Annotated in this window: 13 protein-coding genes; 8 read left to right on the top strand and 5 right to left on the bottom strand. The window is 61.6% G+C overall.

Annotated elements, in window-relative coordinates:
• The first annotated feature begins 44 nt into the window (after window positions 1-44).
• Together AC1RBR_RS21550 and AC1RBR_RS21545 are read left to right on the top strand one after the other, a co-directional pair.
• Window positions 45-1,463 carry an amino acid permease gene (locus AC1RBR_RS21550; RefSeq protein WP_095136929.1) on the top strand — a complete coding sequence of 473 codons (1,419 nt, stop codon included), beginning with the start codon at window positions 45-47 and terminating at the stop codon, window positions 1,461-1,463.
• Window positions 1,464-1,708: 245 nt separating this feature from the next.
• The gene (locus AC1RBR_RS21545) at window positions 1,709-2,071 is read left to right on the top strand and encodes a GtrA family protein (protein ID WP_492567264.1); all 363 of its coding nucleotides are present in this window, start codon (window positions 1,709-1,711) and stop codon (window positions 2,069-2,071) included.
• A 36-nt stretch (window positions 2,072-2,107) separates the two neighbouring features.
• On the opposite strand, the gene AC1RBR_RS21540 is transcribed toward AC1RBR_RS21545, so the two are convergent.
• Entirely contained in the window at window positions 2,108-3,727 is a 1,620-nt protein-coding gene (locus AC1RBR_RS21540) for an FMN-binding glutamate synthase family protein (RefSeq protein ID WP_095136930.1), read from the bottom strand.
• A gap of 156 nt (window positions 3,728-3,883) precedes the next feature.
• Window positions 3,884-4,684 (bottom strand): helix-turn-helix transcriptional regulator, encoded by an 801-nt coding sequence (locus AC1RBR_RS21535; RefSeq protein ID WP_492566521.1) that lies wholly within the window; start codon window positions 4,682-4,684, stop codon window positions 3,884-3,886.
• Between the two features lie 125 nt (window positions 4,685-4,809).
• On the opposite strand from AC1RBR_RS21535, the gene AC1RBR_RS21530 reads away from it, so the two are divergent.
• From AC1RBR_RS21530 to AC1RBR_RS21510, 5 genes are all read left to right on the top strand, one after another.
• Window positions 4,810-5,631, top strand: a complete 822-nt coding sequence (locus AC1RBR_RS21530; RefSeq protein ID WP_492566520.1) for a carbon-nitrogen hydrolase family protein — start codon at window positions 4,810-4,812, stop codon at window positions 5,629-5,631.
• 206 nt (window positions 5,632-5,837) lie between these two features.
• Window positions 5,838-7,163, top strand: coding sequence for an APC family permease (locus AC1RBR_RS21525; RefSeq protein ID WP_492566519.1), 1,326 nt, complete (start codon window positions 5,838-5,840; stop codon window positions 7,161-7,163).
• Between the two features lie 76 nt (window positions 7,164-7,239).
• Window positions 7,240-7,674 carry an NUDIX hydrolase gene (locus tag AC1RBR_RS21520; protein WP_492566518.1) on the top strand — a complete coding sequence of 145 codons (435 nt, stop codon included), beginning with the start codon at window positions 7,240-7,242 and terminating at the stop codon, window positions 7,672-7,674.
• Between the two features lie 24 nt (window positions 7,675-7,698).
• On the top strand, window positions 7,699-8,337 hold the full coding sequence (locus AC1RBR_RS21515) for a LysE family translocator (protein ID WP_492566516.1): 639 nt from the start codon (window positions 7,699-7,701) through the stop codon (window positions 8,335-8,337).
• A 2-nt stretch (window positions 8,338-8,339) separates the two neighbouring features.
• Window positions 8,340-8,837, top strand: coding sequence for a GNAT family N-acetyltransferase (locus tag AC1RBR_RS21510; RefSeq protein ID WP_166497559.1), 498 nt, complete (start codon window positions 8,340-8,342; stop codon window positions 8,835-8,837).
• Between the two features lie 112 nt (window positions 8,838-8,949).
• Here the strand turns inward: AC1RBR_RS21510 and metR are convergent, their stop codons facing one another.
• Together metR and AC1RBR_RS21500 are read right to left on the bottom strand one after the other, a co-directional pair.
• Complete coding sequence (gene metR, locus AC1RBR_RS21505; protein WP_007968856.1) at window positions 8,950-9,867, bottom strand: transcriptional regulator MetR; 918 nt, start codon at window positions 9,865-9,867, stop codon at window positions 8,950-8,952.
• Window positions 9,868-9,987: 120 nt separating this feature from the next.
• The gene (locus AC1RBR_RS21500; protein WP_492566514.1) at window positions 9,988-15,153 is read right to left on the bottom strand and encodes a dermonecrotic toxin domain-containing protein; all 5,166 of its coding nucleotides are present in this window, start codon (window positions 15,151-15,153) and stop codon (window positions 9,988-9,990) included.
• A 257-nt stretch (window positions 15,154-15,410) separates the two neighbouring features.
• On the opposite strand from AC1RBR_RS21500, the gene AC1RBR_RS21495 reads away from it, so the two are divergent.
• Window positions 15,411-16,445, top strand: a complete 1,035-nt coding sequence (locus AC1RBR_RS21495; RefSeq protein WP_492566513.1) for an alpha/beta fold hydrolase — start codon at window positions 15,411-15,413, stop codon at window positions 16,443-16,445.
• Window positions 16,446-16,621: 176 nt separating this feature from the next.
• On the opposite strand, the gene AC1RBR_RS21490 is transcribed toward AC1RBR_RS21495, so the two are convergent.
• Window positions 16,622-16,951 carry a GlpM family protein gene (locus AC1RBR_RS21490; RefSeq protein ID WP_177439989.1) on the bottom strand — a complete coding sequence of 110 codons (330 nt, stop codon included), beginning with the start codon at window positions 16,949-16,951 and terminating at the stop codon, window positions 16,622-16,624.

Raw genomic sequence — 16,951 nt, 5'->3', positions numbered from 1 at the left:
ACACACGGTGGTCATATCCAATAACAAGACGAGGTTGTATCCCTATGCCAGTCGGCAATCACCTGCCCCATGGCGAGACCGCTCACGGCGGCCCGCTTAAACGCGAACTCGGCGAACGGCATATTCGCCTGATGGCACTCGGTGCCTGTATCGGCGTCGGCCTGTTCCTCGGCTCGGCCAAGGCCATTGAAATGGCTGGCCCGGCGATCATGCTGTCTTACATTCTCGGCGGTCTGGCGATCCTGGTGATCATGCGCGCCCTCGGTGAAATGGCCGTACACAACCCGGTGGCCGGCTCGTTCAGCCGCTACGCCCAGGACTACCTCGGCCCGTTGGCGGGCTTTCTCACCGGCTGGAACTACTGGTTCCTGTGGCTGGTGACCTGCGTCGCGGAAATCACCGCCGTCGCCGTGTACATGGGCATCTGGTTCCCCGATGTACCGCGCTGGATCTGGGCCCTCGCGGCGCTGATCAGCATGGGCTCGATCAACCTGATCGCGGTAAAAGCCTTCGGTGAGTTCGAGTTCTGGTTCGCCCTGATCAAGATCGTCACCATCATCGCCATGGTCATCGGCGGCGTCGGCATCATTGCCTTCGGTTTCGGCAACGACGGCGTGGCGCTGGGGATTTCCAACCTGTGGGCCCACGGCGGCTTCATGCCCAACGGCGTGACCGGTGTGCTGATGTCCCTGCAGATGGTCATGTTCGCCTACCTCGGTGTCGAGATGATCGGCCTGACCGCCGGTGAAGCGAAGAACCCGCAGAAGACCATTCCCGATGCCATCGGCTCGGTGTTCTGGCGCATTCTGCTGTTCTACGTTGGCGCGCTGTTCGTGATCCTGTCGATCTACCCGTGGAACGAAATCGGCACTCAGGGCAGCCCGTTCGTGATGACCTTCGAGCGTCTGGGGATCAAGACCGCCGCCGGCATCATCAACTTCGTGGTGATTACTGCGGCGCTGTCGTCGTGCAACGGTGGCATCTTCAGCACCGGGCGCATGCTCTACAGCCTGGCGCAGAACGGCCAGGCTCCGGCCGGGTTCGCCAAGACCTCCAATGGCGTGCCACGCCGCGCGCTGCTGCTGTCGATTTTCGCGCTGCTGATCGGCGTGCTGCTCAACTACCTGGTGCCGGAGAAAGTCTTCGTCTGGGTCACCTCGATCGCGACCTTCGGCGCGATCTGGACCTGGGTGATGATCCTGCTGGCGCAACTGAAATTCCGCAAAGGCCTGAGCGCCAGCGAACGTGCCGGCCTGAAATACAAGATGTGGTTGTACCCGGTCAGCTCGTACTTCGCGCTGGCGTTCCTGGTGCTGGTGGTCGGCCTGATGGCGTACTTCCCGGACACGCGCGTGGCGCTGTATGTGGGGCCGGTGTTCCTGGTGCTGCTGACCGTGTTGTTCTACGTGTTCAAGTTGCAGCCGACCGGCGAAACGCAGGGTGCGGTGCGTTCGGCTTCGTAAGCTGAAAGTGCGGTCATAAAGAAGCCTCGGCCCATTGGTCGAGGCTTTTTTCATGGACGCTACAGGGGCTTTAACCACGAGTCTGAAAGAGCGATACAACCTCTCAACAAGACAGATTGCTGCAGTGGTGAGCCTGACCGTTTGTCGCAATCCACCCTGTACCTGTAATTTCTGACAGTAGACCGCTCAAGCGCCTTGCCCTAGCTTCAAAAGTCAGCCGAACGAAGCCATGGCAAGGAATGAACATGAAAGGATTTCCAGCGCTGACAGTGATTGGAATCGCCGATGCATTTATCCACTGGCAGATGTTTTTTGTTTTGTGCAGCGCCGTCGGGTTGACCCAGGCAGCCAGTAACTTCGCCGCGTTTTGCGTGGCGGCGGCGTTCTCGTTTTACGTGAATATGCTCTACATCTTTGACAGCAAAACGTCGGTATTCGGTTATTTGCTGTTTATGTGTCTGCTGGGAGGAGCAAGCTTCGGCATCGGCTCGATTGCCGATACCCGTGGCTGGCATGGCTTGCTGACGGTGACGGTGTTTACCGCGCTGAACCTGACGTCGGGCTACGGCTTTTTCCGCTTTGTGTTGTTTCGCCAGCAGCGGAGCTGATGCGCCAGCCTGCCGGTCGGACCGGCGCATCGATCATCATGCTGCCGCCACTTCCTGCGGCTCGAAACTGTCTGCCCGCGCCATCTGCCACATCCGCGAGTAAAACTCGCCATTCACTTCCCCAGTCAGCAATTCCCCCGGTTTCAGAAACACATGCAGCTGCGAGAACAGTTTGATCTCGGTCGCCGACATGCGGCGCACCAGGTGCTTGGCCGACAGTTGCGACGGATGCTCAAGGCCTGCTGCGGCGAGCATTTCCGCCAGCGCCTTGAGCGTGTTGCGGTGGAAGTTGTAGACGCGCTGGGCCTTGTCCGGGACAACGAGGGCGCGTTGGCGCAGAGCGTCCTGGGTGGCGACGCCGGTCGGGCATTTGTTGGTGTGGCAGCTCTGCGACTGGATGCAGCCGATGGCGAACATGAAACCGCGTGCCGAGTTGGCCCAGTCGGCGCCGATGGCCAGCACGCTGGCGATGTCGAAGGCGCTGACGATCTTGCCGCTGGCGCCGAGTTTGATCTTGTCGCGCAGGTTCAGGCCCACGAGGGTGTTATGCACGAACAGCAGGCCTTCGCGCATCGGCACGCCGATGTGGTCGGTGAACTCCACGGGCGCTGCGCCGGTGCCACCTTCCTTGCCGTCGACCACGATGAAGTCCGGCAGGATGCCGGTTTCCAGCATGGCCTTGGCGATGCCCATGAACTCCCACGGATGCCCGAGGCAGAACTTGAAACCCACCGGTTTACCGCCGGACAGTTCACGCAGTTGCTGGATGAAATGCATCATTTCAATCGGCGTGGAGAACGCGCTGTGGCGTGACGGCGAGATGCAGTCTTCGCCCATCATGATGCCGCGGGTGTCAGCGATTTCCTGGGTGACCTTGTGCTTGGGCAGGATCCCGCCGTGGCCGGGTTTGGCACCCTGACTCATCTTGATTTCGATCATCCGCACCTGCGGATTCTGTGCCTGAGTGGCGAAGCGTTCCGGGTCGAAACGGCCGTCGCTGGTGCGGCAGCCGAAGTAGCCGCTGCCCAGTTCCCAGGTCAGGTCGCCGCCGTGTTCGCGGTGATACGGGCTGATGCTGCCTTCGCCGGTGTCGTGGGCGAAGTTGCCGAGTTTGGCGCCCTGATTCAGCGCGCGGATCGCGTTGGCGCTGAGCGAGCCGAAGCTCATCGCCGAGATGTTGAACACCGAGGCCGAATACGGCTGCGTGCATTGCGGCCCGCCGACGGTGACGCGGAAACTGCTCGGGTCGCTCAACGGCGCCGGGCGCATTGAGTGGCCGATGAATTCGAAGCCCGATTGATAGACGTCGATCAGCGTGCCGAAAGGTTTGTCGGCGCTTTCATTTTTCGCCCGCGAATAGACCAGCGAGCGCTGGGCGCGGGAGAAGGGCAGGGCGTCGCTGTCGGATTCCAGCAGGTACTGGCGGATCTCCGGGCGGATGCCTTCGACCAGATAGCGGATGTTGCCCAGGATCGGGTAGTTGCGGCGCACCGCGTGCGGGCTTTGCAGCAGGTCGAACAGACCGAGCAGGCTCAGCACGCCGGTGACGGCGGTGATCGGCCACAGCCAGTCGTGTTCGAGAAAGGGCAGGCTGGCGAGGGTGAAAATCACGCAGACGGCAAAGAAGGCGTAGCGGCTCAGGAGTGACAGGCTCATACGGTTTCCTTGGTTCGGACTTGGATTGTTCAGCGCCGCAGATCCCTGTGGGAGCGAGCTTGCTCGCGAAAGCGGTGGGCCAGTCAACGCATATGTCGGTTATGACGGCTCTTTCGCGAGCAAGCTCGCTCCCACAGAAAAGCTCACAGCGCTGTATCAGGCGTTCTGCGCCTGGAGAAAAATCGAAAACAGCTCCGACTGGGATTTGATCCCCAGCTTGCTGTACATGTGTTTCTTATGGACTTTCACGGTTTCTACGGAGATTTCCAGCTTACGGGCGATTTCTTTACTGGAGCAACCGCTGAGCATCAAACGCCCGACATCCAGCTCCCGGGCGGTCAGTTGCGCACCCTTGAGTTGTTGCACCGACGCTTCCAGTTGCACCCGCCAGTCAGCGGGTGCAGGCGCGGCAGCGAGGGCCACGGTCTGGTTGATCTCGTACGGCAGGCGCTGACGCAACAGGCCCAGCACCCACGGCTGGATCAATGACAGCAAGGCAATCTGTTCGCCAGTGAAACGTTTTTCACTGCCCAGCGACAGGCACAACGTGCGTTCGCCTTCGAGCTGGCAATTGAACTGGATTTCGTCGGCGACCACATTCAGACGAAAGTATCGCTGGTAATACTCGGTCAGCTCGAAATGCTCCGGCGCCACCTCCGACAGGCGGTACAACCCGGTGCGCGACTGCTCGCGGCAGGCGGTGTAGAACGGGTCGAGCAGGTACAACCCGCGCAGATAATCCTGAAACAGCGGGTCGGGACTGCCGTCCTCGCCGGGGCATTCGGCGAACACCTGCGGGTGCTGATCGGCACTGAACAGCAGCACCACCCAACTATCGAACGCCACGTACTGGTCGAGCAAACGCACCAGTTGCGCCCAGAAATTCGGCTTGTCGAGCGCGTCGATCAGTTGCCCGACGGCGCGGTGCCAGGTGATGTCATCAAACGAAACGGTCATGGATCTACCCCTATCGGGTTACCCCGGCCGCGTGATTCCCTGGCCGGTTGCTTGCTGCGCATACTGGCCCACAGACAGCCACCGGGCAATCTTTCAGCGCCCGGCCATGACCACAAGGACTCGCGATGAAAGTCGAACTCGCCCAACTGGCGGGCCGTGACAAAGACACGGCGTACAACCTCGAACGTGCTCTCGCGGCGATTGCCGCGTGCGCTGCCGAAACACAATTGATCGTGTTCCCGGAAACCCACCTGATGGGCTTCCCGAACGCCGACACGGTGGCGCAGATCGCCGAGCCGGTCGATGGCCCGACCGTCAGCGCCGTGCAGGCCGCCGCCCGTGAGCGCAACATCGCCGTGGTGATCGGCATGGCCGAGAACGACAACGGGCGCTTCTACAACACCACGCTGCTGATCACCCCGGAAGGCATCGCGCTCAAATACCGCAAGACCCACCTCTGGGCTTCGGATCGCGGCGTGTTCGAGGCGGGCGACCGCTATGCCACTTGCGAGTGGAACGGTGTGCGCGTCGGCCTGCTGATTTGCTACGACATCGAATTCCCTGAGTCCGCCCGCGCACTGGCGCAATTGGGCGCCGAATTGCTGATCGTGACCAACGGCAACATGGATCCGTATGCGCCGACCCACCGTACCGCAATCATGGCCCGCGCCCAGGAGAATCAGGCGTTTGCGCTGATGGTCAATCGCGTTGAGGCGGGGGACGACGGTTTGATGTTTGCCGGTGGCAGTGCGCTGGTCGATCCGTTGGGGGAATTGCTGTTCGAAGCGGGGCGTGAGGAAGGGCAGTTCAGCGTCGAGCTGGATTTCGACCGGTTGGCGATTGCGCGCAAGGATTACCGCTATCTGGATGATCAGCGTTTGAAACTGCCGGGGGAGGTGGTGGAGCACGCTTCTGGACTGCGTGAGTTGCTGATTCCGTTGTGTTGATCCGAATTGCGTGTCGAGCGCGCTGACGTCTTCGCGAGCGAGCCCGCTCCCACAGGGGAACGCGGTCACTGTGGGAGCGGGCTTGCTCGCGAAGAGGCCAGTCCAGACAACACGCCTGTTTGATCCAAAAACAACAACGCCACACCCGAAACATTCGCCGAACTCGGCTCTGCCATAAATCCAATAACATTCGGAGTAAGTCGCTCATGGCTCGTTTGCAACGCACCCTGTCATTAGGGTCGGTGGTGCTGTTCGGCATCGCCTATATGACGCCGATCATTGTCCTCGGCACTTTCGGCATCCTCGCGCAATCCACCGCCGGCATGGTCCCGGCCGCGTACCTGGCGGCACTGGTGGCGATGTTCTTCACCGCCATGAGCTACGGGCGCATGGCCGCCGCGTTCCCGGTCGCCGGTTCTGCCTACAGTTATGTGCGCAAGGCGATCAGTCCCAAGCTCGGCTTCATCGCCGGTTGGGCGGTGCTGCTCGATTATCTGTTCTTGCCGATGGCGATCTGGCTGATCGGCGCGGCGTATCTGGCGTCGGCTTTCCCGTCGATCCCGCAGTGGATCTGGGTACTGGCGTTCATCGGCATCACCAGCGCGATCAACATCATCGGTCTGAAACTGGCCAACGGCATCAACGCCTTGCTGATGCTGGTGCAATTTCTGGTGCTGATCGCCTTCGTCGCGCTGTGCGTGCACTACGTTGGCGGCGATGCGCGCACGCCGTTGTGGTCGATCAAGCCATTCTTCAACGGCGATATGCAGATGCCGCTGATCATGAGCGGCGCGGCCATCGCTTGCTACTCGTTCCTTGGCTTCGATGCGGTCAGCACGCTGACCGAAGAAACCCGCGACCCACGGCGCACCATTCCACGGGCGATCATGCTGATCACCCTGATCGGCGGACTGATCTTCGTCGGGGTGTCGTACTTCGTGCAGATCGCGCACCCGTCATACCAGTTCGACAGCGTCGACTCGGCAGCCTATGAAATTGCGCGCAACATTGGCGGTGATCTGTTCGTCTCGATCTTCCTCATCGGCCTGATCGTCGGCCAGTTCGCCTCGGGGTTGTCGGCCCAGGCCAGCGGTTCGCGCCTGCTGTTTGCGATGGGCCGCGACGGCGTGTTACCCAAGTCGTTTTTCGGCACCTTGCATGCGCGCTTCGGCACACCGGTCAACAGCATCCTGCTGTGTGCAGTGGTGGCGTTGTTGGCGCTGAAACTCGACGTGACCACCTCGACCTCGTTCATCAACTTCGGCGCGTTCCTGGCCTTCAGCCTGGTCAACCTGTCGGTGATTTTTTACTACTGGATCGGTGGTGAGAAAAAGGGCCCGCGTGAGCTGGTGTTGTTTCTGGTCTTCCCGTTCATCGGGCTGGTGGCGGACTTGTGGCTGATGGTCAGCCTCGATCACCTGGCGGTGTATCTGGGCCTGAGCTGGCTGGCGATTGGCGTGGTGTATCTGGCGGTGCTCACCGGCGGCTTTCGTCGTCAGCCGCCGGAGATGGATTTTCAGCAAGCCACGTAAAATCTTCGGCAGTGGCTTTGCTCGGTAACGGCAAGCATGTGATGCTTGCCGTTTTTGCGCCAAAGGCTTTTCTTGTATGTCGACTTTTCCCACTCAGCCTTCCGGCCTCATTCGAATTGCCGCTGCGCTGCTGCTCAATTCCGAAGGCCAGACCCTTCTGGTGCGCAAGCGCGGCACCACGGCGTTCATGCAACCGGGCGGCAAGATCGAAGCGCATGAGTTGCCGGTGCACGCACTGGCCCGCGAGCTGGAAGAAGAGCTGGGCCTGCAAATCGACCCGGCGCAGGCCTGCTTCCTTGGCCAGTTCTCGGCACCGGCCGCCAACGAGCCGGGATTCGTCGTGCAAGCGGAGATCTTTCAACTAACCATCGACGCCGATGTGACGCCCGCTGCCGAAATCGAGGAAGTGATCTGGATCGATCCGGCCACTGACGCGGGTCTGGTTCTGGCGCCATTGACACGCGACCTGATCCTGCCGTTTTATCGCAGCTCACTGACCGCGATCGCCTGATCCTCCACGCACAGGACGCCCACCATGATCCCGCTTCCAGACTTGCTGATCTTCGCCGCCGCGGCGCTGTTGATGGTGCTGACGCCGGGGCCGAACATGATCTACCTGATCTCGCGTTCGATCTGCCAGGGGCGCAAGGCCGGGGTCACCTCGTTGCTTGGTGTGGTCGCGGGATTTTTCGTGCATATGTTTGCTGCAGCGGCGGGTTTGACCGCGGTGTTTCTGGCGGTGCCGATGGCTTATGAAGTGCTGAAGTGGGCCGGTGCGCTTTACCTGCTGTGGCTGGCCTGGCAAGCGGTCAGACCCGGTGCGCGCTCGCCGTTCGAAGCGCAGCAACTGCCGGCGGATTCGTCACGCAAACTGATCACCATGGGCTTTCTCACCAGCGCACTGAACCCGAAAATCGCCGTGTTCTATCTCTCGGTGTTTCCGCAATTCATCACCCCCGAACACGGCTCGGTGTTCACCCAGAGCATCATTCTTGGCCTGACCCAGATCAGCGTCAGTTTCAGCGTCAATCTGCTGATCGCGCTGTTCGCGGCAGGCATCGCTTCTTGGTTCGTGCGCAACCCGACATGGCTGGCGCTGCAGCGTTATTTCATGGGTTTTGTACTCGCCGCTCTGGCGGTGCGCCTGATGCTTGAACAACGCAGGACGGCCTGAGCATGTGGATCGAGCGCCTCGACGCCAGTCATGCGCTGGCTTACCGCGAGCTGATGCTCGAAGCCTACGACCGCCATCCGCAGGCGTTCACCTCCAGCGTGCGCGAGCGCGCGGTGATGCCGCTGAGCTGGTGGGAAGCACGGCTGACCAGCAAGCTCGACGCGGTGTTCGGCGCGTTCGAGGAAGGCACACTGGCCGGCATCGTCGGCCTGGCGTTCGAACCTCGGGAAAAGGCCCGGCACAAGTCGACCCTGTTCGGCATGTACGTATCAGCCGATTTTCGCCAGCACGGTCTGGGCCGTGAATTGGTGCAGGCTGCCATCGCCGAAGCGCACACCCATCCGGCACTGAAACTGATCCAACTGACCGTCACCGCTGGCAACGACGCCGCGTTCAAGCTGTACCAGCGCTGCGGCTTCATCCAGTTCGGACTGGAGCCGCTGGCGGTACGGGTCGGCGAAGACTACTTCGACAAGATTCACATGTGGCGACAACTCTGATTTCTCACTGAGCCCTTGTGGGAGCGGGCTTGCTCGCGAAGGCAATCGGTCAGTTGATATCCCTGTGACTGAGACACCGCATTCGCGAGCAAGCCCGCTCCCACAATGCAGTTCAGCGAACCGCGCTGACCCCATCCAGCGTCGAGAAGGAAGTGTCCTTGGCCGTCAGCAGGAAATCGCGCATGTACGGTGCATCGAGCATGTCGGCGCGGATCGCCGCGTACAGCGTGGCAAACAGACCTTTCTCTCCCAGCCGCTTGGCCTTCACGTAACCGCGCGAGCTGTATTCGTGCAGCGCCCAGTGCGGCATGCCGCAGACGCCACGGCCGCTGGCGACCAGTTGCATCATCATCACCGACAGCTCCGAGGTGCGCACCTGCGCCGGTTCGATGTCGGCCGGTTCGAGGAAGCGGGTGAAGATGTCCAGCCGATCGCGTTCCACCGGGTAGGTGATCAGCGTTTCAGTCAGCAGGTCTTCGGGAACGATGTACGGTTTGCTCGCCAGCGGGTGCTGGTTGGCCACCGCGAGCATCGCTTCGTAAGTGAACAGCGGCACGTAAGTGATGCCGGCGATGTCCAGCGGATCGGAAGTCACCACCAGGTCCAGATCGCCGCGGGCCAGTGCCGGCAACGGGGCGAAGGCGAAGCCCGAGGCGAGGTCGAGTTCGACTTCCGGCCAGGCGTCGCGGAACTGGTCGATGGTCGGCATCAGCCACTGGAAACAGCTGTGGCATTCGATCGCCATGTGCAGGCGTCCGGCGGTGCCACCGGCCAGACGACTGATGTCACGTTCGGCGGCGCGCAGCAGTGGCAGGGTCGCATCTGCCAGTTGCAGCAGGCGCAGGCCGGCGCTGGTGAAGCGCACCGGTTTGGTCTTGCGCACGAACAATGGCATACCCAAGCGTTCCTCCAGTTCCTTGAACTGGTGCGACAGCGCCGATTGGGTCAGGTGCAGGCGGTCGGCGGCATCGACCAGACTGTCGGCCTCGCGCAGGGCGTGCAGGGTTTTCAGATGACGGATTTCAAGCACGGCTGGCCCCATGAGGAAAATTTGTGACAAATTCGAAGACGGTGAGTTTGTCTCATGTTGAAGGCGCTGTCGACCGCTCAAACAGCAGCGGGGCACAGTCAGTGCCCCGCCGGTTTTGCTCTAGAGATCAGCGAAGTGCTGGATGCCCAGCGGTTTGCCGATGTCGCCGCGCCAGATCGTCTCGACCTGTGTGCCGCCGGCAGCCTGGGCCTGCTGCCATTGCAAACCGAGATTGCGTTGCTCCGGCAATTTCAGATGCGCTTTGACGAAGTCGGCGAACGGCACCTTGTCCGAGGTGTAGTGAAAGTGCGCATACCACAACGTGCGCGGGGGCGTGCGGGTGAGGTCGCGCACCTGGTATTCCTGAAGGAAATCCTTGCGTCCGTCAGCGCGTTTGCCCAGTGCCCGCAGCGCTCCTTCCTTGCGAATCTCCACCACTTGCTGTTGCAGCAAATAATCCAGATAGCCTTCGGTGGGTGTCTTGCTGCGCAGTGACTGATCAATGCGCAGGGTACGACCGCTACGTCGCAGTTCATCGGCCATGGCGTGCAACTGCAGCACCAGCGGTTCGCTCGGCGACAGCCGTTCGATGGCCTGGGCGCGGGTGCTCAGCTCGGTCGCTTCGCTGCTGAACATGTGTTCCAGATCCACCGGCAACATGTCCTGACGGGTGTAGCCCTGCACCTTGGCGCTGTAGGCCGCAACCGCCTCCAGACGTTTTCGCGCTTCCGCGAGCAATGGTTGAACATCGGTCGGCAGCGCTGTTGCGGCGGGTGCGGGGCGGGCTTGCAGATGATATTTGCCGCTGGAGCGCGGCAGCCAGGTTTCGCGGAAACCGTCGATGCCTTCGACGGTGAAGCGTTTTTCCCGGGTGCCGGCGTCAATGCTTTCGGTACCGATCAGCAATTGGTTGTCCTCGGTTTCGAACAGTTGCTTGCCGCCCGGCTCTCTCGGTCTGATCGGCGGGCGCTGTTTGATCGAGTGCCGCGCGTGTGCTTCGACCTTGGTCAGGCCATCAAGGAATGGCCCGACCTGTTCCAGATCCAGATGCTGCGCATAACCCAGCGTCCAGGCGTTGAGCTGACGACGGAAACCGGCGTAGATCTGCAGGCAATCCTCGATTACCTGTTTGCGCTCGACCAGGCTGGCGCTGACTTCTGGCAGGTGATGCTGGGTCAGGAGCGCGCGCCCGACCTTGACCCGGGCGTCTTTGAGTTGGGTATGAAAATACACCCAAGACAGGTCGGTGACCGCGTCGTAGCGGGTAATGATTTCCAGCAGATGCGCAGTCCTCAGGTAGTGGTGCGTGTTATCGCCAAGGTTGCGATTAAGCGCGGTCATGTCTTTCGCCATCCGGACTTTCTGCGCTTGTTTGCTGATGCGGTTGTTCCACAGGTTGGCCTGCTCGGTGATCGCGTGCAGTTGATCGAACTCCTTGAGGAAATCCTTGCGTACCTGCTTGCGCCGGGCCATGAGTTTTATATGGGTCGCTGTATTGTCGAAGGGGGTGGCATCGGACTCGGCGACCAGCGCGTCGATCCGGTTCAGGTGTTCCAGCAAGCGGTCGCGGGCGACGGTGACGCGCTGTACGGCGCGGTCGACCACGATCCAGGCACAGCGGCTGCGGATGTCTTCGATCTGCAGACGCTTGCGGCCATGGCTCAGGGGCAACAGTTCGGCAAGGTTGTCGTATTGGGCGATCGCGAGGTCGATGTCATTCAGGCATGCTGCGTCGACTGTTGTGTGTAGTGGCTTGCGCTGGGCAACGTCGAGTTTCTGGTAGTTCTCCAGCAACTGGTTGGAAGCACGTGTCTGGGTATCAAGGCGCCGGGTATAGGCGTCGGCGGTGTTGGTCAGGGTCAATTGCCGGCGCAGTTGCCGATCGGTCCACCAGCGCGGCAACCACTGGCGAATTGGCGCGGGCCAGAGCGGGTCCATGCCGTCGGCAAGATGTCCGAGCACAGCGCCGCCGCCTGCACCGCCACCGTCCAGCACGGTGCCGTACACCGCGTAGTGGGTGTTCCACTGGCCGTTTTCGTCGAGGGCGATCGGTTGTTTGTAGCTGCGCATCCATGTGCCGTAAAGCCTCCAGCCGCGTGGCGCATCGCTGAGCTGAACCCGATAGATGCGGCCCTGACGAACGATGAAGTCGCCATCGGCGTGGCGGTAGACGTTGCGATAGACACCGTGGGTGGCCGGTTGCAGGCCGGCGAGGGAGATGTCGAATTCGTACTCGTAACCCTTGAAACGCTCAAGCGACTGCCTGGCCCATTGCCAGGATGTCGGCATCGCGGCGGATCTGCCCAATGTCGCGCGTTGCCGCTGGCGGCTGGCCAGACGTGCGGCTGCTGGGGCCGAGACGGTTCCGGGAAGCACATCCATTGCCGCGTCGATCAGCGACAGCAGCACCGCTTCCACCTCCGCCAGACCATGTCCGAGCTCGCCGCGCAAGAACGCCGCGACCGCCAGATTGGCACTGTTCCAGGCGTCATACAGGGCCACGGCCGCGCCCACGAACGGCAACATGCCGATAGCCATTTTCAGATAGTTGAACAACGCCCCGGACTTCAGTGCACAGCGTTCGAGATACAACGCATCGTTGGAACGTGAACTGCTGCGATGGGCCTCCAGCAACCGGCCCATGTGCACGTTCAGTAAATGAGTGGCCAGCGATGTGGTCGCCGGCCAGGCCGTCCCGACGCCGATCAGCGCATCGAAATTGCGCAGTTGTGCCTGGTTGATCCGGCTGACATGGCTGGCAAACTCGCCGCTCACCGCGCGTCCGGCCAGGTAGCTGACCATTTTGCTGTCCACACAACGCTTGAACAGATCCACCCGCGCCTGTTCCAGTGTTTCGTACTGACGCAGGAAGATCGCGTCGGTGCTGTCGGGCAAGTAGAGCAGGGTCAGGCCACTGGTTTGCTCGACAATGAACGTGACACCCGCGAGCGTGCTCGGCCCCTGATGCGCGGTGTCCTCTCCACCGACCGTCAGGTGCACCGGCAGCAGCGCGATGCGTTGTCCATTAACGGCATACGCCTGAGGTGTAGTCGCATCGATGGCGACCTTCAGCACGGCATGGCCGGCACTGTCGATGTGCCGTTGCAGCAGGGCGAATTCACCTTGCAACCGGAGCATCAGCCGCCACGGTTCGCTCAGGCATTCACGGCGCCAGGCCTGCTGAAACGCCGGTTCTCCCGGTGCGCCGAAAAACGTCTGGCGAATCAGTTCTTCGTAACGTCCGGGCAGATCCAGCTCCGTTACCAGTATGCGCAAATAGACCGGGGTGATCCCGGCTTCGAGGCGCTGTCGATCAGTGGCGTTCTCGGCGCTGATCCTGGCCCGCATGAAGGACAGGCGCCACTCCATGTCCTGATCGATGTTTTCCTGTGCCAGTTGTTCAAGGGTGAGCTCGCCGCGCTTGTCGCTCGCGGTCAGAATATTGCGTTGCGGTGTGCCAGGCGCGGCGCCTTCCATCACGGTCTTTTGCCAGAAAGTCGAGTCGGGCAGATCGAGGCTCACGCTCACGCTTTGTTTGAGCGCGAAGTCTGCGCGCAAGCGGGCGTCGATGCGCTGTTCGGCGAAGGCCTGACGCGGCGGTAATTCCCGTTCGAGCAACGCATGAGCGCGTTGCATGGCGCCGAGGTACTGGCTGATCAGCGTTTTGATCCGTGCACGTGGCGCGTCGTCCAGCTTTTCAAACCATGCAGGCAGGTTGCCGGCCAGCGCTGCGCTGCGGTCTTGCGCCTGACGTTCGGTAAATGCCTGTTCGCGGGCCTGCGCGACCGCTACGGTCAGGCGCGGCAGGTGTTGTTCGCGCAGCTTTTCCATCTCGGCCCGGCGTTGGTCGGCACGGCCGGGCAGCGGGTTGTCAAGCAGGATCTGCGCGGCCTGTTGTTCGCATTCATAAAGCTGTCGATCAAGGGACCAGGCCAGAGGGTCCCCCGTGAGCGGCGTCAGGTACAGGGTCAGCCCGCCGTCGTTCGGCGAGCGTTTGAACAGGTCCTGTTCCAGCGCTGTACGTGAAGTAAAACGTTGCAGCCCGCCGAACTCACCCGGCCAGTAAAGCAGCAGGCTGTCGCTCGACTCAGGCTCCAGTGCGGCGGTCGTCGCTATGATCAGTACGCCATGCAGCTCCTCGACGGCGGTATTGTTCTGGTCTGCCGCCGCCAGCGATAGGCGGGCGATAACGCCGTCCGTCGTCGGCAAGTGGCGCCCCGGTGCGTCCAGCATCGCGATGATTCGCCGATGCTCCTCGACGGTCAGTTGATCCAGCGCCCTTTGCAGTTCGACCTCGGCGCGCAGCCCGGCGACACGGGCCTGAAGCAGGGCGTGGTGATGGACGTTCGTGGCATGGCGCAGCTCGAGCATTTTCAGCGGATTGCGGCTTTCGAGCAGTGCTGATGCCGCAGCGTGGCTGGCTTGCCGGGCTTCACTCAGCGCGTCGAAATGCTGCGCCAGTTGTTGCCGTTGCGGGTTGTTCAGCTCTGCCGCAGCGGTATCGCCGAGCAAGCGTTCGAGGGCCCGCTGCTCAACGTCAAGCGCCCGACTGCGCTGGTTGAAAGGAATGCCCGGACTCAGCAGACCGAACAGCGCGACGTCGTCGGAGGCAGGCAATGCGTCGATCGAATGTTCGGACGGTGCGCCGATCAGCTTGTGGAAATCGCTCGTCGACGCTGAAGCCGTGAACAGCATTTGCAGGTTGAGGCGCAGCGGATCCTGACCGAGCACCGGCTCGACCAGCGTCACCGCCTCCAGCTGTGAGTATTGCCCGCTCTGCCGGCAATGGCTGAACAGCCAGTCCTGCAGATCGGCGTGTTGGCTGAACAGCTGCAGTGCCGGGTCGTGCGAGGGCAGATACAGTAAATGTTGCGTCGGGTCGAGACGAATCAGCAGCGCCCCGGGCAAGGTGAGCTGGCTCTCATCACGACGTGCGAGCCGTGGCTGGCGGATGGCAACGTCGCTGCGTATGGTCTGCGGGTCAACGCTGGTCAGCAGCCTCTGCAGGGGCGCAGCCTGCAGAGTTCCTTGTGCATGGGCATACAGGCAGCTCGCCTCGAAGTGCTGACGATAGATAAGCAGCGCCTGATCCCTACGCGAAAACGGCGTGCCGGTTGCGCGCTGATCCCAGTCGTCGCGTGTGGCTTGCGCCATCAATTCCAGCCACTGCCGATGACAATCGCGCAGACGCGCGCTGGCCTGTTGGTAGAGGTTCTGATCGAGGTTCTTCGGCAACGAATGGGGCAGGCCGAAATCGACCGTGGCGGGGGTGGGGAGGTCGAACATGACGAAAGGATTCCAATGACTTGAAAGGCCGGGCTGAGCCGGATTTCAAGCCATTAGAGGTCAGCCGTCGGAGGCGGGTGCGGTACTCGAGTATCGCTTTGCGGTGTTCTGTTTACAGAGTGTGTCCGCCTGCTGAACGGCCTGCACAAATGACCGCTCGGCAATCTTCATCAAACTGTCACGCAACTGTGGCAGCGCGCTTGAACAAACTTCATCAGACTCGCGCTCTACTGGGGTTCTGCGTTTCGGTGTTTTTCATGATCAAGGGATTTTTTTCGCTCGCGGCCGTTTTGGCCGCGTTTTTATTCGGTACGTCAGCGTTCGCGGCGGGGCGTTGCGACGTGAATGTGCCGACCGAGCATGTCGATCTGCAACAAGTGAGTATTGCCTACCAGAGCATCGGCCGTGCTTCGGATCCGGCGCTGTTGCTGGTCATGGGCCTGGGCGGTCAGTTGATCCACTGGCCGGACGAAGTGGTGGTTGCGCTGTGTCAGCAGGGTTTTCGAGTGATCCGCTATGACAACCGCGATGTCGGCCTGTCGACCTGGCGGCAGGCACCGGTCGAGGCCAACCTGACCTTTGAAGTGCTGCGCTACAAACTCGGCTTGCCGGTGTCGGCGCCCTATTCGCTGACGGACATGGCCGACGATGCGCTGGGCTTGATGGACGCGTTGCACGTCGAGCAGTTTCACGTATTGGGCGCGAGCATGGGCGGGATGATCGCCCAGCATCTGGCGGCAATGGCGCCACAACGGGTGGAGAGCCTGACGCTGATCATGACCAGTTCCGGCGCCGAAGGTTTGCCGGCGCCCAGTGCTGCACTGGTGCAATTGTTGGCCCGGCGTGGCGCGCCGAATCGCGAGGTGGCACTGGAGCAGCAGGCCGATCTGCTGGCCGCGCTCGGTAGCCCCGCGGTGACCGATGACCGGCAGGCGTTGCTGCATCAGGCGGCGGAGGCCTACGACCGGGCGTTCAATCCTGAAGGCGTGAAGCGGCAGATCATGGCGATTCTCGCCGAGCCGAGCCGGGTGGCCTTGCTCAATCAATTGCGCGTGCCGACGCTGGTGGTGCACGGCACGGCCGATCCGCTGTTGCCGGTGATGCACGGCGTGCATCTGGCGGCGCACATTCGCGGCAGTCAGTTGAAACTGATTCCGGGGTTGGCCCATCGCTTTCAGGAGGCGTTCAAGGCACCCTTGCTGGCGGCGGTGTTGCCGTATTTGCAGGCGCATCGTGAAGACACGTCGCACTGGGCGCAGATCGAACCGGTGGCAGGCGGCAAGCTGTTATAGCCGAGGTTTTGGCGGTGTTGATTCGGGCCTCTTCGCGAGCAAGCCCGCTCCCACAAGGGGAGCGCATTTCAAATGTGGGAGCGGGCTTGCTCGCGAAGAGGCCATCACGGTCACTCAAAGAGCTGGCGGATGTATCGGGGCGATCCGGCAGATCATGAGTGAAGCCCAGGCTGTGATCAGCTGTGCAGGCGTACCCAGACCGTGACCAGCACGGTCGCCGCGATCAGCCACGCGACCACCGCCACCGCCAGTGAAGCCTCCAGGCGCATGCGGTCAACCATCACGTACAGCGTCGCCAGATAGATGAAGTACGGAATGATCGACCACATGCCGAACACAATCGTCGCCTTCAGATCGTCGATCGAGCGGCCCTTGCCGACGATGTAATGGGCGATCAGGGCAAAGGTCGGAAACAGCGGTACCAGCCCGGCGATGTAGTAGTTTTTGGTTTTCGACAGCGCAGCGAGGATCACCACCACCGCCGCGCCGAGTGCCGCTTTGAGTAT

Source organism: Pseudomonas sp. GW823-FHT01D03 (assembly GCF_058798255.1).
Note: the sequence above shows the minus strand (reverse complement) of the source record. Positions and strands in the feature narration are given on the sequence as shown.